22 protein-coding genes are annotated in these 22,002 nt (G+C 28.0%); 18 read left to right on the top strand and 4 right to left on the bottom strand.

What is annotated here, in order from left to right:
* The first annotated feature begins 292 nt into the window (after positions 1–292).
* Positions 293–916, top strand: a complete 624-nt coding sequence (locus SCHIN_RS05655) for a lipoprotein (protein WP_166508655.1) — start codon at positions 293–295, stop codon at positions 914–916.
* Between the two features lie 39 nt (positions 917–955).
* On the opposite strand, the gene SCHIN_RS06425 is transcribed toward SCHIN_RS05655, so the two are convergent.
* The 3 genes from SCHIN_RS06425 to SCHIN_RS05640 all read right to left on the bottom strand — a co-directional run bounded on the left by SCHIN_RS06425 (position 956) and on the right by SCHIN_RS05640 (position 2,117).
* Complete coding sequence (locus SCHIN_RS06425) at positions 956–1,252, bottom strand: IS3 family transposase (RefSeq protein WP_166508654.1); 297 nt, start codon at positions 1,250–1,252, stop codon at positions 956–958.
* A 227-nt stretch (positions 1,253–1,479) separates the two neighbouring features.
* On the bottom strand, positions 1,480–1,884 hold the full coding sequence (locus tag SCHIN_RS05645; RefSeq protein ID WP_166508653.1) for a transposase: 405 nt from the start codon (positions 1,882–1,884) through the stop codon (positions 1,480–1,482).
* Positions 1,885–1,898: 14 nt separating this feature from the next.
* Entirely contained in the window at positions 1,899–2,117 is a 219-nt protein-coding gene (locus tag SCHIN_RS05640; protein ID WP_166508652.1) for a hypothetical protein, read from the bottom strand.
* Between the two features lie 473 nt (positions 2,118–2,590).
* On the opposite strand from SCHIN_RS05640, the gene SCHIN_RS05635 reads away from it, so the two are divergent.
* From SCHIN_RS05635 to SCHIN_RS05585, 11 genes are all read left to right on the top strand, one after another.
* Entirely contained in the window at positions 2,591–3,175 is a 585-nt protein-coding gene (locus SCHIN_RS05635) for a hypothetical protein (RefSeq protein ID WP_166508651.1), read from the top strand.
* Positions 3,176–3,177: 2 nt separating this feature from the next.
* Positions 3,178–3,735: a hypothetical protein gene (locus SCHIN_RS05630; RefSeq protein WP_166508650.1), complete on the top strand. Its 558-nt coding sequence runs from the start codon at positions 3,178–3,180 to the stop codon at positions 3,733–3,735.
* Entirely contained in the window at positions 3,720–3,902 is a 183-nt protein-coding gene (locus SCHIN_RS05625; RefSeq protein WP_166508649.1) for a hypothetical protein, read from the top strand. The genes SCHIN_RS05630 and SCHIN_RS05625 overlap by 16 nt, the downstream gene beginning before the upstream one ends.
* A 447-nt stretch (positions 3,903–4,349) precedes the next feature.
* Positions 4,350–4,808: a 50S ribosomal protein L13 gene (gene rplM, locus SCHIN_RS05620; protein ID WP_166508648.1), complete on the top strand. Its 459-nt coding sequence runs from the start codon at positions 4,350–4,352 to the stop codon at positions 4,806–4,808.
* Positions 4,808–5,212, top strand: coding sequence for a 30S ribosomal protein S9 (gene rpsI / locus SCHIN_RS05615; RefSeq protein ID WP_166508647.1), 405 nt, complete (start codon positions 4,808–4,810; stop codon positions 5,210–5,212). The genes rplM and rpsI overlap by 1 nt, the downstream gene beginning before the upstream one ends.
* A 297-nt stretch (positions 5,213–5,509) precedes the next feature.
* On the top strand, positions 5,510–8,008 hold the full coding sequence (locus tag SCHIN_RS05610) for a vitamin B12-dependent ribonucleotide reductase (RefSeq protein ID WP_166508646.1): 2,499 nt from the start codon (positions 5,510–5,512) through the stop codon (positions 8,006–8,008).
* Between the two features lie 112 nt (positions 8,009–8,120).
* The gene (locus SCHIN_RS05605) at positions 8,121–8,789 is read left to right on the top strand and encodes a hypothetical protein (RefSeq protein WP_166508645.1); all 669 of its coding nucleotides are present in this window, start codon (positions 8,121–8,123) and stop codon (positions 8,787–8,789) included.
* Positions 8,790–8,949: 160 nt separating this feature from the next.
* Entirely contained in the window at positions 8,950–9,252 is a 303-nt protein-coding gene (locus SCHIN_RS05600; RefSeq protein ID WP_166508644.1) for a hypothetical protein, read from the top strand.
* Positions 9,253–9,412: 160 nt separating this feature from the next.
* Positions 9,413–9,631 carry a hypothetical protein gene (locus SCHIN_RS05595; protein WP_166508643.1) on the top strand — a complete coding sequence of 73 codons (219 nt, stop codon included), beginning with the start codon at positions 9,413–9,415 and terminating at the stop codon, positions 9,629–9,631.
* An 85-nt stretch (positions 9,632–9,716) separates the two neighbouring features.
* A complete protein-coding gene (locus tag SCHIN_RS05590) occupies positions 9,717–10,052 on the top strand; it encodes a hypothetical protein (RefSeq protein WP_166508642.1) in 336 nt (111 codons plus the stop codon).
* A gap of 160 nt (positions 10,053–10,212) precedes the next feature.
* Positions 10,213–10,536 carry a hypothetical protein gene (locus SCHIN_RS05585; RefSeq protein WP_166508641.1) on the top strand — a complete coding sequence of 108 codons (324 nt, stop codon included), beginning with the start codon at positions 10,213–10,215 and terminating at the stop codon, positions 10,534–10,536.
* A gap of 187 nt (positions 10,537–10,723) precedes the next feature.
* Here SCHIN_RS05585 and SCHIN_RS05580 read toward each other — a convergent pair whose 3' ends face one another.
* Entirely contained in the window at positions 10,724–11,431 is a 708-nt protein-coding gene (locus tag SCHIN_RS05580) for a DeoR/GlpR family DNA-binding transcription regulator (protein WP_166508640.1), read from the bottom strand.
* Positions 11,432–11,853: 422 nt separating this feature from the next.
* Here SCHIN_RS05580 and SCHIN_RS05575 point away from each other — a divergent pair, with 422 nt between their 5' ends.
* The 6 genes from SCHIN_RS05575 (at position 11,854) to SCHIN_RS05550 (ending at position 21,989) form a co-directional block, all read left to right on the top strand.
* Positions 11,854–13,521: a glycoside hydrolase family 32 protein gene (locus SCHIN_RS05575; protein WP_166508639.1), complete on the top strand. Its 1,668-nt coding sequence runs from the start codon at positions 11,854–11,856 to the stop codon at positions 13,519–13,521.
* Between the two features lie 262 nt (positions 13,522–13,783).
* The gene (locus tag SCHIN_RS05570; RefSeq protein ID WP_166508638.1) at positions 13,784–15,385 is read left to right on the top strand and encodes a lipoprotein; all 1,602 of its coding nucleotides are present in this window, start codon (positions 13,784–13,786) and stop codon (positions 15,383–15,385) included.
* A 42-nt stretch (positions 15,386–15,427) separates the two neighbouring features.
* Positions 15,428–15,934, top strand: a complete 507-nt coding sequence (locus SCHIN_RS05565; RefSeq protein ID WP_166508637.1) for a hypothetical protein — start codon at positions 15,428–15,430, stop codon at positions 15,932–15,934.
* 28 nt (positions 15,935–15,962) lie between these two features.
* Positions 15,963–18,377 carry a carbohydrate ABC transporter permease gene (locus SCHIN_RS05560; protein WP_166508636.1) on the top strand — a complete coding sequence of 805 codons (2,415 nt, stop codon included), beginning with the start codon at positions 15,963–15,965 and terminating at the stop codon, positions 18,375–18,377.
* Between the two features lie 12 nt (positions 18,378–18,389).
* Positions 18,390–20,906 (top strand): sugar ABC transporter permease, encoded by a 2,517-nt coding sequence (locus SCHIN_RS05555; RefSeq protein WP_166508635.1) that lies wholly within the window; start codon positions 18,390–18,392, stop codon positions 20,904–20,906.
* Positions 20,907–20,909: 3 nt separating this feature from the next.
* On the top strand, positions 20,910–21,989 hold the full coding sequence (locus SCHIN_RS05550) for an ABC transporter ATP-binding protein (protein WP_166508634.1): 1,080 nt from the start codon (positions 20,910–20,912) through the stop codon (positions 21,987–21,989).
* The last annotated feature ends 13 nt before the right edge of the window (positions 21,990–22,002 follow it).

The following is a 22,002-nucleotide window of genomic DNA, read 5'->3' as shown; positions in this document are numbered from 1 at the left end:
TATTATTTATTTGTGGCTATTTTAATAGGAAAGTTAAATAACGTCATTTTTAACAAAGTAACTGGCAGCTATTGCTTAAGCTTTTTTGGATAAGCTCTTTGAGTGATAAGGGAAAGGTTAATAATAATTGAAAGTTACTTAAATAGTCACAAAACTAGGTTCTACCTAGTTTTTTTATTTTCTTTAAAAAGTGTTGTATATTGCTGGAAAAAATAATATAATTATTATTTATTATAGAAATTATTTCTTGTTTTTGCTAAAATTCTTTTGTAGGAATACGGAGAAAGAAAAAATGAAAAAATTACTAAGTTTTTTAGGAGCAGCAAATCTTGTTGTTTCAACAGGGGCTACAGTTGTAGCATGTGGCGATAGCCCAAACGAAGACAAGCAAATTCATAAGTTTGCTATAATACCAGAACAAGTTTCAAAGGGTGTAATGTTTAAGGAGTTAGATGAAGTTGCATCTAAGATGGGAGAAAAATATGGAGAACTGTACAAGTTTTTAAGGGAAGAATATAAAGAATCATTTGACATCATATATAGTAAGGATTCAACAGATGAAGAAATAAATGAAGCTTATAAACAGTTGGTAGAAGTTGAAAAATTCCAAGAATTTATGTTTATGTATCCACTTATGAATGCTTATTATTTTAAAGAAATGCAGTTCTTAATATATTCCGATAAAGCGACAGAGGAAAATTATAAAACTTTTACCAAACATTCACCAGAATTTGATAGCATTAAGTTTTTTGAAGATGAACTTATAGAAGAAAACACAAACATTGCTGAGTACCAACCTTCTGAGTCTTATAAGGATCTTTATAAATTAATACAAGCTTATTGATCACAATTGTTAGATTGAATCAAAACTAACCCATTTGGAACATCTAATGTAAATGAATGAATTAAAAGTTAACAAAAAAAGACTATATGAAGTTGTTAACTAAAATTGACATTAAAGTGAGACTTTCTCCATACGAATTTCGTATGGAGTTTTTTTATCTTTTAATCTAGTTCTTACATAATTGTAAAATTCTATATAGTCAAAAATTATCTTATATATATTTGAAAAATTGAGTTGAGAAACTTTGTAGGTGTAAATGCATTCATTTTTTATGCTACTAAAGAATGATTCACAAGACCAGTTGTCGGGCGAATTCCCTCTTTTAGACATTGATATTCTTATACCGTTTGAACCACAAATTTCTTTTCACGTATCGTTAGTATATGGACCACCTTGGTCTGAATGCATTAACTTTGGAACTCCTCTTTTTTTAATAGCAGACAATAAATTGCCATGAGATAATTCGTTGTTCGGGTTTCTTGAAAGCTTTCAATCTACAATTTCTGAACTTGTAAGATCTTTTATCGCAGATAAGTAAGCAACTCCAGTGGAAGTTTTTATCTAAGTAACATCTGTTTTTTATTTTTCATTCAATTTATTTGATTCAAAATTTCTGTTTAATAAATTTGGATATCTTAACGGTCCAGACTTGTCGTTATCAGACACTTTTTTATTCTAACAGCTATGATTTTTAATATTTTCATATACCTATATACCACTCATGGTTTTAAATTTTTTCCAAAATACTTGTTAAGAAATAATGTAAGCATTTGATATCCATATTTTCTTTTAAATTTAAAATAAAGTTTATTTATGAGATCGGCAACCTCATTATCCAAGTTTTTGTATTTTGGTTTACTGCTATTTAATCAATCATAAAAACCTTGTCTAGAAACTCCAAGATATAAACAAAGACTTTGTAAGGAAAATAGGTTTTTTAACTCTAAAATGGCGAAGCACTTTTCTCCAGTTGTCTTCGCCAAATACTTTTTTAGCACTCTCTCCATTCTTAAAGTTTCTTTAAGTTCATCAATATTCATGTCATCAGGTTCTTTTAAAATTCAATCTTGATTTTTGAATTTTTTTTCGTGACTTTTTGCACTTGAACCTCTCCCTCATTCAAGGGCACCTTCTCCTTCTTCCTTAAATTCTCTTCTTCAACGTTTAATTGTCGAAGGGCTCAGGTCAAATTTACAGATACATTTGTTATTGAAGCATCCACACACTCTTTTAAAATGTTAAGTTTTTCATCTTTTGTATATTGTTTTGCCATAGTAAAAGAACACCTATTAATAAAATTAACAATAAAAGTATCTTTTTATTGTCAATTTTATTTTAGATGTTCAAACTGTTTTATTTTTTTATTTCTTAATAATAAGTAACTATGTATCAAAATATAAGAATAAAAAAAATTGCATTTGAATGATCATGAGGAACGTTTGTTTTTTTGAACCTTAAAGCAATTTATTCTTGACTATTAGTTTATTTTTCAGTGTTCTTATAATAGTATTAAATCTAATATAAATACCCTTATTTTAAAAAAGATAATTGAAAATCTGGATGCAAAAATTTGGATAGAAGAAAGAGATTGTGAAAACAAATAAATTTATTTCTAAAATCAAATAAATAAATGGAAATTAATTTTAGAATTTGTTAATATAAAAATGAATAAGAAAGGAAAAAAAGAAGAGGAATGAAAGAATATAGAAACAAATAAAAAACAAGTGAAAAAATAACTTTACGTATTTGGACTATCCAAGTGAAGGAGATAATATCCTAAATGCTTGATGGTTTATATCAGATTCAGGTTCAACACCTTACACCTTTATTGATAATATAGGTGTAAATATATCTACAACCATTGAAGGTGCTAAAAAAATACAATTTGACAAACAATCACCAATACTTTATAAAAAGTTTTACTTATATAATCCAAATGGAGAAATAATATCTGAAGATTATAACGAAGAAAATGCTTTAAGTTATTTAACTTCGACAATAAATGTAAAAGAAAACTTTATAAACAAAAAAGAGTTGAATAATTTAGAAAACGAATATACTAACTTTGATGATTTAATTTCAAATGGAAAATATAATGTATATAGTTTCTCATTTGAAAATAGAACACTTTATTTCAATAATTATGAAAATGCATTAAATGCATATAAAAATAATATAAATCTCATAACAGGTGTAAAAACCATTTACAGAAGTAGAAGAGTTTATGTTTACAATACTGGAAAAGAATTAATAACATTCTACTGGTCAACAGAAGAAGAAATGAAAGAAGTTGTTAGCAAAATTTTTACGCTAATAAACAAAGGAGATTAAAAATGAAAAAAATATTATTAAAATTACTAAGCGCTACAGTGTTAACGGTCCCAACTAGTTTGGCGGTTTCGTGCGAAGATCCAAAACATAATGTTCCATCTGAACCAGAACCTGAAGAAACTTTTTGATGACAAGACTATGAAATCCAAAAATTTGACAGTGCAATTGATTACTTAAAAGCAAATTTAAAAAATCATACGCTAACATCGGCTTATATTTATAATAATGATTTAAAAGGTTTAAGTGGTAAAAAATTAGAAGAAATTTATACAAAAACGTTAATAACTTTTATGACATATAATTTTGAAGACGTTCGCGATTACATAGATAGCGCAACGCAAAGTTATGAAAGAAATCGAGAATATAATTATGACATTAAAGATAAGAATGAAAAAAACATTTTTAATGTAGTTTATAACGAAGGAAGTTACACCGGAGGGTTAAACTCTGCAGTGGAAGAAAAAATTAATCCCTTAATTTTTAATGACTATAAAAATGTAGGAGATGAAAAAAATCTGCTTTTACAATTTGAAATGCATATGAAATGGATACAATTTTAACATTTCAAGAATTTGGTTATTTAGAAGTTAGAGTATATCAAGATTCCTTTATTTGAAATCTTAAACCTGAAGAAGGAGAAAACTTTGAAAGATTCTTTATAGCAAAACCAAAAGAAAATGGTGATCCAGGTATTTACTTTAACAGAAGTGATTTTGATAAAGAATAAAAAAAGAAAAGAAGATGATAAATCTTCTTTTTGTTTAATTGAGTCGCTGTTGTGTATAAAATAAATTAAGAAAATTATAAAATTGTTTACAAAAGTTAAAAGATTTTTGACCGAAAAACAGTAAAAGAAAGAACTTATGGATTTATATTAATACAGAACTCACAAGAATTAAATATAGTTATGATAATTTAAACTTCTTTGATTCAATAGAAGAAACTCGAGTGCATATTTTAAAGCAAAAATTGTACTATTTTAGCTTGAAATATTTTAAGTTTATGTGATTTGCAGCTAAATCTAACAAGCAATATTTTTTTATTTTTTTAGGACATAATGCTTATTATTCACTTTTTTATTTAAAAAAATCATAAACCCTTGTCCTAAACCTATTTTTTAATATATAATATATTTGCTTACTCACAAGCCCCGGAAGCGAAGGAGAAAAAGCACATGAAACAAACTACACTTATTAAAACAGCAGATATTGCTAAAAAATGATATGTAGTTGACGCTACTGACGCAATTTTAGGACGTTTATCAACTGAAGTTGCAAAAGTTTTAAGAGGAAAACATAAACCAACATTTACACCACACATTAACAACGGTGACCACGTTATTATTGTTAATGCTGAAAAAGTAGTTTTAACAGGAAAAAAAGAATCTGATAAAAACTACTACCACCACTCAATGCACCCAGGGGGATTAAAATCAAGAAACGTTAAAACACAACGTGCACTATTCCCTGAAAGAATCATTGAAAGAGCTGTAAGATTAATGTTACCTAAAAACGTACAAGGTTCAAACCAATACCGTGCACTACACGTGTACGCTGGTCCTGAACACCCTCACCAAGCACAAAACCCTGAAGTTTTAGTGATAACAAGAAACACAAAAGGAGATAATAAATAATGGCTGCAAATAAAAATACTGTTATGTACAGAGGAACTGGTAGAAGAAAATCTTCAGTTGCTCAAGTTATCTTAACTCCAGGTACAGGTGAAATAATTGTTAACGGAAAACCAGCTCTAGAGTTCTTCCCATATGCAACTTTAGTTCAAGATATGGAACAACCACTAGAAGCAACAGGTACAAAATCAGACTTTTCAATCAAAATTACAGTTAAAGGTGGAGGATTTACAGGTCAAGCTGGAGCAGCTCGTTTAGGGATTGCAAGAGCTTTATTAGAAGCAAGTAAAGACTACAAACCAGAATTAAGAGGTAAAGGTTTATTGACTCGTGATGCTCGTGTTAAAGAGCGTAAAAAATACGGACTTTACGGAGCACGTAGAGCACCACAATTCTCAAAACGTTAATTTACAATATCATATGCGCATATGAACACCATGTTACAATGGTGTTTTTTTGATCCAAAATTATAAGTGTTAATATGGAAAAAATTATTGGTTTAATTTTCCAATCTACTTTAAAATAAGTGTTTTATCTTGTGGCTATTAAAGGGGGTAATTAAATTTTCCAAGTACTAGATTTTTTCGTATTTTCATATATTATAAAAAAGTTATCCACTTTTACACATTGGCTAATGATTAGTGGATATCTATTATTGGGCGCTTTTTAAGCAATCAAAAAAATATCAACAGGAGGAATTTATAATGCAAGAGCTTTACAATCAAAAGCAAATTGAGAACATCAATGAAGACATACATAAATACTTCAAACACCTTTATCCAATTGAAAATTCAGATAAAATGGTGTTTGAAGGTGTTTCAAGAATGGTTATGCTAGATAGATATTCACAAAAAGATAAAAACCTTGTTTCTTTAGGAGTTGGTGATTTAGTTATCACAACTATTAAAGCAGACCCAGTTTTCCCATCAAGAGGAATTGGTTATGTAAAAGAAATTAAAGATAACGGAACTTATATAATTGAAGTTGACGAAGGATATTTGGGAGCAATAGATCCAGAGTTATTAAAAGAAACAAACAGTGAAAATCTGATTATTAAACAAAAATATGAACTAGAAAAACCATTAGAATTATTCTTTGAACAAATTGCAAAAAGAGTTGGTAACAACTTAGCACAAGTTGAAAAAGAAGAACTTCGTGATGAAATCGGAAAAGAGTTCGCAAGAGAACTTGGTGAATTAAATATTATACCTGCAGGAAGAGTTTTATACGGTGCAGGAAGTGGTAGTGAAGTTACATACTTTAACTGTTATGTAATGCCATTTATTAAAGATGACAGAGCTGCAATCTCTCACCATAGAGCGCAAGTTACTGAAATCATGTCAAGAGGTGGAGGAGTTGGAACAAATGGTTCAACTTTAAGACCAAAAGGAGCACCAGCAAAAAGTGTTGGTGGTCGTTCAAGTGGGGCTGTGTCTTGATTGAATGACCTTTCTCTATTAACTCACTTAATAGAACAAGGTGGTTCAAGACGTGGAGCTCAAATGATTATGTTAGCTGATTGACACCCAGATGTAATTGAGTTTATTATTTCAAAAATGCAAAACCCAAACATCTTATTATGATTAAGAAATAATTCACCAAGTGAATTAATTCGTCAAGAAGCAAATAGAAAATTAAGATTTGAATATTTAACAGAAGTTGAAAGAAAATTATATGAAAATGTAATTGCAAATCCAACAAATGTTGACGCTTCACTTATAAAAGAAGCTGCAGAAAAATTGAAAGTGGGAGGAAAATGAGTTGTTGCTAACCCAGAATTTATGACTGGTGCAAATATCTCTGTTACAATTTCTCACAAATTTATGGAAGCAGTTGAAAAAGATTTAGACTGAGAATTAAAATATCCAGATCTAGAAAATTTAACAAAAGAACAAAAATATTTCTATGACACTAAATGAGCTGACATAGGGGATGTATTCGAATGAGAAAAAAGAAGATATCCATCAAAAGTTTATCAATCAATTAGAGCAAAAGACTTATGAGATTTGATTAACTTCTGTGCAACTTATTCTGCAGAACCTGGAATTTTCTTCTTAGATACTGCAAATGATATGACAAATGCAAAAGGATATGGTCAAAAAGTTGTTGCTACAAATCCTTGTGGTGAACAACCTTTAGCACCTTACTCAGTATGTAACTTAGCAGCAGTTAACTTAGCAAACTTTGTTGATAAAGAAACTAAAGAAGTTCTTTACGATAAACTTGCAAAAACAGTTTCTGTTTGTGTGAGAATGCAAGACAACGTAATTGACTCAACTCCATACTTCTTGGAACCAAACAAACAACAAGCACTTGGTGAAAGAAGAGTTGGACTTGGTGTAATGGGATTACACGATTTATTAATCTGAGCTGGAGTAAAATATGGATCAGAAGAAGGAAACAAAATTGTTGACAAAATCTTTGAAACTATAACAACAACAGCTTATAGAACATCAATTAAACTTGGAAAAGAAAAAGGATCATTCCCATTCTTAGAAGATAGAGAAAAATTTATTGAATCAGGATTCTTGAAAAAAATGCCAGAAGACATTAGACAAGGAATTCTTGATGAAGGAATTAGAAACTCTCACCTAATTACAGTTGCACCAACAGGTTCAACTGGAACAATGGTTGGATGTTCAACAGGACTTGAACCTTACTTTGCTTTCTCATACTTTAGAAGTGGAAGACTTGGAAAGTTCATGGAAGTTAAAGCTAAAATTGTTCAAGAATGATTAAAATATAACCCAGAATATACAGACAAACCTTTACCTGATTACTTTGTAAGTGCAATGGAACTTGCACCAGAAGCTCATGCAGATGTTCAATGTATCATTCAAAGATGAGTTGACTCATCAATATCAAAAACTGTTAATGCACCTAAAGGATATAAAGTTGAACAAGTTGAAAAAATTTATACAAGACTTTACAAAGGCGGAGCAAAAGGTGGAACAGTTTATGTTGACGGAAGTCGTGATACACAAGTTTTATCACTTGACACAGATGACGAACACTTATTAAAAGAAGAACAAGAGTTGACACCAATTCAAGAAACTGACGTACCTAAAAAAATTACACAAGAACAAAAAATTGGAAATGATGTCGGAGACTTATGTCCAATGTGTACAATTGGAACTTTAATAGATTCAGCTGGATGTGTTACTTGTGCAAACTGTGGGGCACAATTAAAATGTGGGCTATAAAAACCAAAACTAATGCTTAGGCATTAGTTTTTTTATACTTTTTTTAAAATTAGTTACATTTTTTTGTACATTTTATTTCTTTTCATGACGATAGTAATAGTGAGGTGATAAAATGAAAGACAAAATTAAAAAAAATAATAACCCAACAAAGACTTCCAAATCAATTAGAGTTAATAATTTAAATGAACTATTAAAAATAATCAACGCTTTCAAAGATACTAAAGATTTTACAAATGTTACTGAAGATGAACATGTGATTGATGTTGCTTTTAATGTTGGGTTAAAGTTTAATTTTAAGGAAAAAACTATTACTCCTATTATCAAAGAAACTGTTCCACCCGATTCTCCTGAATATGAAACTAATCGTGATAAAATAAAAGAGGCAGTATTTGAAGATGAAAATACAACCAAAGTAATTAGAAAGATAAATAGAGGGATGAACGTAACAGTGGCTAGAGAAATAGAAAGATACAATTTAAAAGATGTAAATAAAGATTGTGAAAAAGCAATTAAAGATTTTGAAATAAAAAAAGATTTTGCTTTTATGAGATTAAAACAAGAGTTTTTAGAAAAAATAGAAGCACAAGAAAGAAAAATCATTGAACAAGACCGAAAACAAGCTGAACAAGACCGAAAACAAGCTGAACAAGACCGAAAACAAGCTGAACAAGAAGCAAAATTAAAAGATCAAGAACAAAAAAGTATCGAACAAGAAAAATTTTATAAACTTGAAATTGAAGAATTAAACAAAAAAATTGAATCCATTAAAAAACAAAAGTAAATTACTCTAATTACAAATTATCAAAATAAGATACATTATATTAAATGTATTTTTTTATTTTTAACCCACTGTATTCTAACTATTATAGAATGATAAAATAAAAGAGGCAGTATTTGAAGATGAAAATACAACCAAAGTAATTAGAAAGATAAATAGAGGGATGAACGTAACAGTGGCTAGAGAAATAGAAAGATACAATTTAAAAGATGTAAATAAAGATTGTGAAAAAGCAATTAAAGATTTTGAAATAAAAAAAGATTTTGCTTTTATGAGATTAAAACAAGAGTTTTTAGAAAAAATAGAAGCACAAGAAAGAAAAATCATTGAACAAGACCGAAAACAAGCTGAACAAGAAGCAAAATTAAAAGATCAAGAACAAAAAAGTATCGAACAAGAAAAATTTTATAAACTTGAAATTGAAAAATTAAACGAAAAAATTGAATCCATTAAAAAACAAAAGTAAATTACTCTAATTACAAATTATCAAAATAAGATACATTATAATAAATGTATTTTTTTATTTTTAACCCACTGTATTCTAACTATTATAGAATGATAAAATAAAAGAGGCAGTATTTGAAGATGAAAATACAACCAAAGTAATTAGAAAGATAAATAGAGGGATGAACGTAACAGTGGCTAGAGAAATAGAAAGATACAATTTAAAAGATGTAAATAAAGATTGTGAAAAAGCAATTAAAGATTTTGAAACAAAAAAAGATATTGCTTTTATGAGATTAAAACAAGAGCTTTTAGAAAAAATGGAAGCGCAAGAAAAATTTTATAAACTTGAAATTGAAAAGTTAAACAAAAAACTTGAATCCATTCAAAATCAAAAGTAAATTACTCTAATTACAAATTATCAAAATAAGATACATTATAATAAATGTATTTTTTTATTTTTAACCCGCAGGATTCTAACTATTATTGAGTGATAAAATAAAAGAGGCAGTATTTGAAGATGAAAATACAACCAAAGTAATTAGAAAGATAAATAGAGGGATGAACGTAACAGTGGCTAGAGAAATAGAAAGATACAATTTAAAAGATGTAAATAAAGATTGTGAAAAAGCAATTAAAGATTTTGAAACAAAAAAAGATTTTGCTTTTATGAGATTAAAACAAGAGCTTTTAGAAAAAACGGAAGCGCACGAAAGAAAAATTGCTGAACAAGAAGCAAGAATAAAAGAACAAGAAAAATTTTATAAACTTGAAATTGAAGAATTAAACAAAAAAATTGAATCCATTAAAAAACAAAAGTAAATTACTCTAATTACAAATTATCAAAATAAGATACATTATATTAAATGTATTTTTTTATTTTTAACCCACTGTATTCTAACTATTATAGAACGATAAAATAAAAGAGGCAGTATTTGAAGATGAAAATACAACCAAAGTAATTAGAAAGATAAATAGAGGGATGAACGTAACAGTGGCCAGAGAAATAGAAAGATACAATTTAAAAGATGTAAATAAAGATTGTGAAAAAGCAATTAAAGATTTTGAAATAAAAAAAGATTTTGCTTTTATGAGATTAAAACAAGAGTTTTTAGAAAAAATAGAAGCACAAGAAAGAAAAATCATTGAACAAGACCGAAAACAAGCTGAACAAGACCGAAAACAAGCTGAACAAGAAGCAAAATTAAAAGATCAAGAACAAAAAAGTATCGAACAAGAAAAATTTTATAAACTTGAAATTGAAAAGTTAAACGAAAAACTTGAATCCATTAAAAATCAAAAGTAAATGACGCTAATTACAAATTAGCAAAATAAGATACATTGTAATAAATGTATTTTTTTATTTTTAACCAATATTATTCTAATGTTTCGTACTTAGTTCTGAATTTTTAGATTATAAAAAAACCTAAGAAATTTAATCTTAGGTTTTTCAAGTCATTTTCTATTATCCTCAGACAAAGTCCACTTCATCTTTATTTTGTTATCACTTTGTCAAATTGCATCAAATTACAAATTTTAATTAATCCTTTTGAATTATACTTTGTAGAATCAACTAATAAATATTTCTTTTCAGAAACGGATACAACTTTTTTTATAAAATTTAGTTCACTGTGATTATCAACATAAACATTGCCATCTTCATCTATGTGTTGCGCAGTTATAAAAGCCTTTTTAAATGCAAAATCATCTAATTGGTTAATGGCTGAACTTCCAGCAATTATACTTGTATTGTGAATTAGTTTACCCCCAACCATAATTAAAGTATTTACAAAATTGTTTTTTGAAGCTTTACTTAGAACGTTAATTCCGTTTGTTACAAGCAATTGGACTCTCACATTAATTTGAGTTACAAATACTTCACAAGTACTTCCTGGTCCAACAAATATTGAGTCATTATTTTCTAGTAACTTTACAGCTTCTAAAGCAATTTGTTCTTTTAAATTTAAGTTAACTAATTTGATTACTTTTATATTTTCAGTTAGTTCTAATTCTGGAGTAAGAACCTCTAAATAACCATAGTGAAGTTTGACAAAACCATTCTTTTCTAATAGGTGAAGATCTCTTCTAAATGTCATTTCATTAATATTATTTTGTTTTGCATACTTCAAAAGGGTTTTTGAAGTATGACTATTTTTGGTTTTTAAAAAATTCCATGTATTATTCAATCTCTCTTTATTCATTTTTATACAACAAAAAATAACGTCGTTTTTTCTTTCATAAAAACAACTGTTGTTATTTTATCCCTTTCATTTATTATTCATTCACTTTTTTATAACTGTGTTACATTGTGATTTTATAACAAAAGTAAAAAAATACAATACTATATCAAAAAACTGCTCTTTTTATTGATTTATATGGGTGTTATTTTATAAAAAAATTATTTGAGTTTTATAAATTAACATAAATTAACACATCTTTTTTATGTAATTAACAGATAAATGTAAATTTCAAATTAGTAAAGTAAGATATTTATTTAGTTTTTTCTCAAATATAATCATTTATTCTCATTACTTGTGATAATTTGTGATTTTACAAGATTTTGCTAAAAAAATATACTATTTATAAGATTATTTAAGAGTAAATAATCAAGAGAGGTAAGAATATGAAAAAATTGTTAAATGGTTTAGCTGCTTTCTCACTTGTTGTAAGTGTTTCTTCAACTACTGTGAGTTGTAAAAATAAAGCTTCAAACAAATTAGATGAAAAGACTTTTACCAATATGTTCCATGTGCAGAACCCAGACTTTGGAATGATGAATGATATTCAAGGTGGTTTCTTTTTAAATGGTAAATATCATGTTTACTTTCTTCAAAATCCTGATGGGATTTTCAATAGTGATGGTGAAAATTCAGGAAAAGAAGGTTCAATATGATATCACGTAACAACCACTGATTTTATAAATTGAAATTATGAGGGCATGTCAGTGCCCAAATCAATAGAACACTATAGAGATTCATCATCTGGTTCTTTATATGTAGATACTAATAACTATTTTGGTTATGGTGAAAATACTGTAATTGCTATTGTGGCATCTTTTAGTGATTTTGGACAAACTGTTATGATGTATTATTCAACTGATGGAGGATATGATTTTAGTCCAGTAAAAGAAGAACCAATAATAACAAATCCAAATATCGATATTTATGATAACTTTAGAGATCCATATTTCTTTGTAAGAGAGGTGGATGGAAAACCTCAATTTGTAGCTTACATTGCAGAAAATAACTTTATTGAAGTGTTTACATCATCCGACCCAACTAAAGGTTTCACACCAATTAAAGAAAAAATATATCTAAAATACCCAATGTTAGAGTGTCCTAGTTTATATGAAATGAATGTAAAAGATAAGGATGGAAATAATAATGGTGAAAAAAAATGAGTATTATTTTATGGAGGTAGTGGGTCTAATGAAAATGATTTAAATGATCCAAAACTTTCTTCAGGAACTTATTATGCTGTGGGGACTTTAAATGACGAAGGTTTATTTGTAGAAGATGAAGCATTCACATCTAAAAGATTAGATTTTGGTCCAGATTATTATGCTGCTAACTTTTGAAAAGATAAATATGTAAACACAGAAAATGACTGATTATATACAGCAGCTTGAGCAAATAACTGAGGATATAATTGAAGTGTTCCAAATGATGGAAGACTTGGATTAATGTCATTGGCAAGAAAAATAACTCTTGTAAAAAATGATACTAATGATTATGAATTTAATTCAGAATTTGTGGATTTTTGAAATAAAGAACATAAAAATGAAACTGGAAGAGGAACTAATGCTTCAAAATTAAAAACTAACAATTATGTTGGCGTAGACGAAAAAGTTGATGGTACAGTTTCAAAAACAGAGTCTTTCTTGAAAGATAACAAGTTTAAAGGAGAAACCTTTAAACTTGATTTAGATTTAAAAAATACTAAAGAAAATGAAACTGTAACATTTAAAATTGCAGACAATAAGTATAATGTGGAAGCAAAAATAGATCTTAAAGAAAGTACAGTAAGTGTGGATAGAAAAATTGAACATGACTTTGCTATGGGTGCAAAAGAATTCAATAAATTAAGAACATATCCTACTAAATTGGATAAAGAAGTTAAACTTGAAATTTATGTGGACAGAAATATAATAGAATTCAAGTTTCCAGATGAAAAAGCCTTCACTATGTTGAAATTTCCAATAGGAAGCAAAGGTGAAGAGGTAACAATAACCTCATCTGATGGTTCAAATCTAGACTTTAGTTACTATCAATTAAATTGAAAAAAAAGATAAATTAGATTTTTAAATCTAATTTTTTTTTGAAAAAAATGAATTTTCTAAAATAACAAAAATTAACAAAGATAACATTGAATATAACATTTTTTTGTTATATTCAAAACTCAAAAACCAACTTTCTCTCACTTTCTCTCATAAATTCTCACTTTCTCTCATTTTTGATGATAATTTGTGATTTTACACATTAAAAGGAAAAAAATATACTATAAGTAAGGTTATTTGGAAAAAATTTTACCAAATAGTCGGAGAGGAGAAATGAATGAAAAAGATACTTACTTTATTATCATCAATAACTTTGGTGAGTGCATCAACTGCTTCTGTTGTTGCATGTGGTAATGGAAACAAAAATACTGATATCGTTATTCAAGCAAATCCTGCTTCATTAGACGTATATCAAAAAGCAGCTGCTGCTGTAAATGCTAAATTTGAAGAGGCTGGAGTTAAATTTAGAGCAAAAATTAAAGAATCACATATGTATGAAAACTATGTACAAATTTCTAACAAAGGAGTTAGAGATAAAAGCATACCAGATGTATTTATAGTGGATGCTTTTAAATACCAGTTATATAAAGATCAAAATAACATTTTAAACGTAAGCGACTTAGTGAAAAAATACTTACTTCAAACTAGCGATGACGAAGAACATTTCGGATTGAAAAAAACAGATAGTGGAATTGAAATTACACAAGGTGTTCCCTCAGCTAGAGCTTGAAAAGCTGCACGAATAAATTCAGGTGCAGAAGAATACTTTGGGGTAGTTCCATCAGCTATTGAAACTATTTCAATGATGTTTGATAACAACAAGTTTGGAATTACAGATGATGGACATTTCACAGGAAGTGTTCTTGAAAACGAAGCTGTTAAAGCAGCTGTTGGAGAAAATCCCATAGCATCTCTAGAAAACATGGCAATCATTAACGAAGCTATGGGTTATAAACCTACAGGTTACTTAAAAGCTCTTAAAGGTTATTTTGTAGCTGCAGCTTTTAATGCAATGGTTAAAAAACATGATGCAGATATTAATCCTGTTGAAGGTTCTGCAAAAGCAACAATTTGACAAAAAACTGGAGAATTCCCTTCACAAAATTACAAAGATTTTGATTCACTTTGAGAAAATGAAAAAACTAAAGATGATGCAAAACTTGTAATGGATATGATGGTAAGACTTGGTTACTCATTTGGAAAACCAATGAGAAATGCATTATACAACCAAGTTGGTGATGAAGCTATTGATAATGCAACAGTTGCATCTCTAAGAGATGGAACTACAAGTATGGCTGCACTAGAAATATTCAACTTGCAGTCATATGCTTCATTTATGAAACAAGCTGATCCAAAAGCAGATATCAGAGTTAAAGATATTTCATCATTAAAATTTGATAACAGCGAAGGTAGTCCTTCACTTTCAAGTTCAGCTGGTGGACATGGATTTGCAATTAAAAGTACAATTGCAAATGTTTCTGAAAAAACTAAAGATGGAGAAAACTTAACAAAAGCTGGTGCCGCTATGTTGGCAATTAAAGAATTATCAGATCCAAAATATTCAGCAGATTTCTCTATAACTGATGGTAAATATTCACCATTCAAAGCTAACAAAGAAGCTGCAGTAGAACAATTTAATAAAACTGAAGGTTATGGTTTCTATGCAGATGCTGCAAACGAAATTGCAAAAGGATATGAAGGTGTAACTGATATGCCAAATACAGCTTTAGACCAAGCAAGTGGAACAACTTGAGATACATATCGTTTAGCAATGAACACATCAAAAAATGATACAGAATGAAAAGCAATGGCAGATCAATTCTGAACTCAATTCACAGACAAATGAGCTAAAGACAAAGCTGAATTTATCTGAGGTTAATATTGTTAAACCACTTTTCAACAAAGTGGTTTTTAATAAGTTATGAATAAAGTCAATATAGATAAAAAAATCTTTTGAACTCAATTGGCGGTCGTTGCTTTGTTTGTTATATTAATAACCATTCATATGGTTTACGATTTATCAAATAATACATTTAATGCAAATGTTAGAGCATTAAATGCAGGACACGCTGTTGGTTCTTCAGATTATCAAACTTTCGTAGAGGAAGTAATTAATCAAACAATTAAAACTTGATTAGTACAATACATAGTATCTGTAATAATAGTTTTCATGTTTGGTTTCTATATATATTTAGCTTTAAATAAAGTTCAGGTTGGTTACTTATTTATAGTAATTTGACTGTTTGTGTGATTTGGATTTGCTATAGCAAATCCAATATTGAATAAAAGAATAACAGCTTTTGATGTAATTGAATTTATTATGTTTGCAGTTATATTAATATCAATGTTTTTTATAGCAAATGATATTTATAATGCAAAAAGATATAAAAGAATGGCAGATGTTAAAACCCAAATAAGAAAAATTTAAATAAACAAATTTTTTAGAAAGGAATATTATGTTAATAGAAGATTTAAAAGTTCTTTCGAATAAAGAAGAAGTATTTGAACAATTTGATAAAATGACTTTCTTTGAATTTTTTGAGTTTCAAAGAGAAATTGATGAAACTGTAAAAAATGAAAAAGATTCAAAATTTATTTTTACAAATAAGCAAATTGCTAAATTTGGTTATGAGTATGGTTTAAATAAAATATCATCAGATCTAAAATTTGTTACTACTAAAAAACATGCTAGCTTTGCAGAATATTCAAATAAAAAAATAATAGTAAATAAAAATGATTTAGAAGATTACTTTCATTCAAAAGATGAAGAATTTATAAAAGAAATGTTTGAAGCAAAAGCTAGAAGACAACTTGCGAAAATAAGTTACAATGATTCTCACAAGGAAATTAAAAACGAAAACTCAAGAGTTAATTCTAGTTATTCAAAATTAATGAACAAAATTATAAAACGTGATTATGATTTAAATAAAAAATATATTAAAGAAACTTATTTGATCTCTAAAAGAAAAATAAAAGAGATGAAAATATTATTTACATTTAACGGAGAGTTATTTTATCAAAAAAGTAAAGGTAAAAACTTTATACAATTTAGCCAAGATAAAAAAGAATTAGATAAACAAATTTCTAAAGAATTAAGAGAAGCTAAAAAAATAAAAGATAAAGAAGTATCTCTTGAAAAACAAATTGAAATTTATCAAAAAGGTATTGATTACAGTTATGATTGAGAACTTAAAACAAAAACATTAAGTGTAAAAAAAGATTTTGTAAAAGAATATGAAATTCTTAAAGAAAATTTATTGAAAGAAGTTTCAATAGCAAAAGAAGAATTGAATTCTGAAAAAAACAATAAGAAAAAATATCTACAGTCAGAGAGATTAGGAATCAAACAACTAAAAGATGAATATAAAACTGACTTAAATTTCGCTTCAACTAAAAGTGAATTAAACGAATTAAAAAAAGGTTTTGCCCAAGAGAAAAGAGAAGTTATTGAAAGTAACATCTATAGAAAAGCAAAATCTAATTATGTTTACAAAAAGAACTCAATGAAACTTGGTTTGAAAAAAGCAAAAGTATCATATGTTTCAAGTATTGAAGACATAAACAATACATTACCAGTAGAAGTGCCAAAATGAAAAACTATACTGGCTCCAATTCTTGGAATTATTCCTGGAGTTGGTCAAATCATTAATGGGCAAACTAAAAAAGGATTGCTTATGATGTTGCTATTACCAATAGTAATATGATTTATGTTATATGGATTTGGATTTGCAAATGTTGAGGGACCAGGTATCCTTGGTTTAATTGACTTTGGTAAAAGTGATCCAAGTTCTGATGGAAGATTCTATTTAATTGAAGGGGTATTGGCAATAATATTCATTACCATAGCCTTTCTAATTGTTCTTGGTTGTATGCTTGATGCATTATTCGTATCAAGAACAAGAAACATAGGAATTAGAGAAAGAAAATGAAGTCAAACTACTGAGTTCTTAAGAACTCAAGGAACCCCTTACATACTTTCTTTCCCAGCAATTATTGCAATTATCTTTGTAATACTATTGCCTATTATTACAACAATAGTTATTGCATTTACAAATTATGGTAGAGGAAATGACCCTGCTAGACCTGGACAATATATTGAATGAGTTGGGTTTGATAACTTTAGAGATATTTTTGGTGGAAAATATTCATCATCATTCAAATATGTAATTTTGTGAACAGTTCTATGAGTTCTGTTTGCAGCATTTGGTGCCATAATTTCAGGAACACTAGGAGCTTTATTGGTAAATAATGACAGAGTTAAATTTAAAGGATTCTTTAGATTATTCTTCATATTACCTTGAGCTGTACCTGCATTTATTATGATTATGATGTTTAGTCTTTTGTTTGGAAGCGAAAACTTTAATGCACTTACAAAAAAACTCATTGGAGTTGATGGATGGACCAACCAGCAAACCCAAGCAAGGGTAGCTCTTATCTTTATTAACACTTGGTTAGGTCAATCATATATTTTCTTATTGATAACAGGTATCATGCAAGGAATATCAAAAGATATTTATGAAGCATCATCTATTGATGGGGCAAATAGATTTAAACAAACTTTTAAAATAACAATACCTATGGTATTTAGTCAAATTGCTCCACTTATGTTAGGGCAATTTACAGGAGCCTTTTCAAACTTTGGATTAATTAGTTTGTATGGAGCAAACGGTGTTGCATTAGCTCCTGATGGTCTGCCTTATCCAGGAGAACCTGGAATAACAGACATTCTTATATCATTCGTTTATAAATTATCAACAACAGATACAATGTATAGATATGGATTGGCTGCGTCATTCATTATTGTTTCATCATTCTTTGTTGTAGGTATTTCAGCATTTGGATTTAAAAACATGAAAGTATTTAAAAACTAGAGAGGAATCATTATGGAACAAATTAATATAGAACAACATTCAACAAGTGTTAAAGAATTTCATTTTGATGAATTGCTTAAACCTACAAACAATTATGATGTAAGCAATTTCAAGAAAAGTGAAAGCTATAAAATCATTTCTAAAAAGATTTTTAACTCAGTGGAATTAAAAGATCCAAAAGTAAAAAAACTTTACAAAGAATTGATTAATCAAAATTATTATCTAGGTGCATTATTTGATATTTACGATTTATTCAAACCAGAATACAAACTAAAAGAAGAGTTTGTATTAAAGTTAATTCCAAATATTTTTTCAGATTTTGGATTGAACTCTAAACTTGATTTGGTTGAAGTAAATGAACTTCTTGAAAAAATTGCATCAAGTAATGTAGATGAAGAAATAAATAATGAAATTGAAAAATATAACAATGAACAATCAGTTAAAGATATAAAAACTCTTAAATTGAAAAATATTAATAGTTATGAGTTTTATGATCGTTGATTAAGTATGAACAGTGTAATTAATTATTTCTTTACAAAGATTGGACAAAAAGAATTGGGTAATCATTTGGCTCTACTATTTCTTGTGACCTATGAATCACAAAAAGAAATGTTAGATTTTGTATCATCAAGTTTGGTTAGCAGTGAAAATTTAAAAGAAGATTATCTTTTCAATTCACAAAACTCTTTATTAGAAGAAGTGTTTGATGAATTAAAAAAACAAAACACAGATATTTTCTTCACAAAAGAATTGATAAGAACTTTTTTATCAATAATTCCTAATTACCAATTAAATGTTAAGTCTGTATCTTTTATGAGCAAGATTTTAAATCCAAGCAAAAGAAACGAAAAATTCAGATTGTTTATGTCTGATGAGACAATGGTTGAAATTGCCAAAAAATTAAAAGTTTTATCACTGAGTGGAAAACAAAATACGGATAGTTTGTCTAAAACTAATTCAGTAAAAGTATTAAATGAGGAATTTAAAATTAGTTCAAGTGAAATAAGAGCTGCTAAAAATATTTTATTAAAAACAGATAAAATAGATTACATTGCAGCTCTTGCAGAAAGTTATTTTAAATCAAAAAAAATTAGATACAACAAATACAGAAACTTTATTGCAATAATAAAACTTGCAACATTGGCTTACGGATATTCTTCATGAAGTTCTTCTAGAAACTCTAAATACAAAGAAGCTAAAAAAATATTTGAAATTATGATGCTTCAATTTGCAGAAATTGAATCAAAAGAATTTTGTCAAGAATTATCAAAAGTATTTGCAAACAATAATTTTAAAGATGACTTTGTAGAGAAAAATATTCCTAAAGAATATAGTCACAGAGAAAATGTTAATGACTTAATTAAGGTGGTTGATTTTGTTTTTGAAAAAATGGAATTAAACACTAAACTAATGGAAAACACTATTAGATATTATGTAGTTAAAAACGAGTTATTTGAATTAGAGAATAACAAAAAAATAAAAAAAATATTTGGAAGCGAAGAGTTGACAATTTCATCAGCTTCTTACTGACAAAAAGATCTTATTTATAATATAGAAATGATTTTTGCAAATGAAAAATCTAATCTAGCAATTAAATATGTAAGATTTATGACTGAAACGTATGGAAAATTATATCTTTCAGACAAACCGCCAATGACAGGTTCTCAAAAAGTTATGCTTGTAGCTATATATTTGATACTTGCTTTATGGGTATTGATAATTGCATATCCAATATTCCAAGTAATTATTCAAGCATTTAACTGATATAGTTCAAATGAATCTTCAGGGATGAACGGTAATTTAGGGAACCTAGGTATATTCGACTTTGTTAATTTCCAATTTAGTGGTTCAAACTTTGTTTACTTATTTAAAGAAACACAGTTTACTAACTGATTGATAAATTCATTAGTTATATCTATCACAAGTATGATAGCAATGGTAATTTTAGTAGCCTTAATTGGTTACGCATTTAGTAGATTTAGATTTAAAGGTAAAAAAATAAGTCTTATGACTGTGTTGTTGATTCAAATGATTCCAACAGTATCAAGTTTTGTTGCCTTCTATATCATGACCCAAATCTTAAATCAATGAATAGGTATGACCGGAAAGGTTATGCTTATAATCATCTACACTGGAGGAGGAATCCCGGGTAACGTTTTTGTTCTAAAAGGTTATATGGATAATATTTCAATGGATATTGATGAGGCTGCAAAAATTGATGGTTGCGGAAGTATAACAATTTTCACAAGAATCATAGCACCTTTATCAAAACCAATGTTATCTGTTATTGCTCTATGATCATTTATCGGACCATTTGGAGATGTTATGTTACCTCCAATGTTATTAAATGACATTTCAGAATATACAATGGCCTCTGGATTAAGAACATTAATTGGAGGAGTTTCAACAAAAGCACAAGGATCATTTGCAGCAGGTTCAATTATTATTGCAGTACCTATCTCTGCACTATTCCTTGGATTACAAAAAAATATTACAGGTGGATTATCTGCCGCAGGAGTGAAAGGATAAATTATGAAAGTTGAACTAAGAAATATTTCAAAGAAATATGAAGGTAACTCATTTTATACATTAGAAAATATAAATCTAGAAATAGAAAGTAAAGAATTTTGTGTAATTTTAGGACCTTCTGGTTGTGGAAAAACCACACTACTTAAAATAATTGCAGGTCTAAACTCTATTACAAAAGGGGATTTAATCTTTGATGATACAAAAGTAAATAACTTACTACCAAAAGATAGAGATATCTCAATGGTGTTTCAAAGTTATGCACTTTATCCTCACATGAATGTTTATAAAAATATGTCATTTGGATTAGAAATGAACAAAGAGAGAAAAGAAGTTATAAACTACAGAGTTAGAGCTGCTTCAAAAATATTAAAAATTGAAAAATATTTATTTAAAAAACCAAAAGAGTTATCAGGGGGACAGCAACAACGTGTTGCTCTTGGTAGAGCTATTGTTAGAAAACCAAAAATATTTTTAATGGATGAACCATTAAGTAACTTGGATGCAAAGTTAAGAGAAAGTATGCGTACTGAGTTGGTTTCAATTCATAGAATGTTGGGAACAACAACAATTTATGTAACTCACGACCAACTTGAAGCTATGTCAATGGCTACAAAAATTGTTTTAATGAACAACCAAGTTATACAACAAGTTGGTAAACCTGAAGAATTTTACGATAAACCTCAAAACTTATTTGTTGCTAAATTTATAGGAACACCAACAATCAATGTATTAAACGGTGAATTAAAAGATGGAGACTTTGCATTAAATGATTTAAATTGCAAAATCAAACTAGCTGACAATCACAAAAAAATCATTAAAGATGAAGGAATAAGTTCTGTGATAATGGGTGTAAGATCTGAAGACTTTGAAATAGTTGATAAAGCTCAAGCAGATTTTTCTGTTAAAGCTATTAACGTAGAGCACTTAGGTATGAGTAAACAAATTATTTGTGAAATTATACCCGAATCAAATTTGATTATAACTTCAACAAAAGAAATGGATGTACAAGTTGGAAAAGAAGTGCATTTAAAAATAAAAAAATATCATTTATTTAATGAACTTACAGAACAAAGAATAGACTAACGATTAGAAAGAA

The sequence above is a fragment of the Spiroplasma chinense genome, assembly GCF_008086545.1.
Lineage (GTDB): Bacteria > Bacillota_I > Bacilli_A > Mycoplasmatales > Mycoplasmataceae > Spiroplasma_A > Spiroplasma_A chinense.
This window is presented reverse-complemented; position numbering and strand designations above follow the sequence as displayed.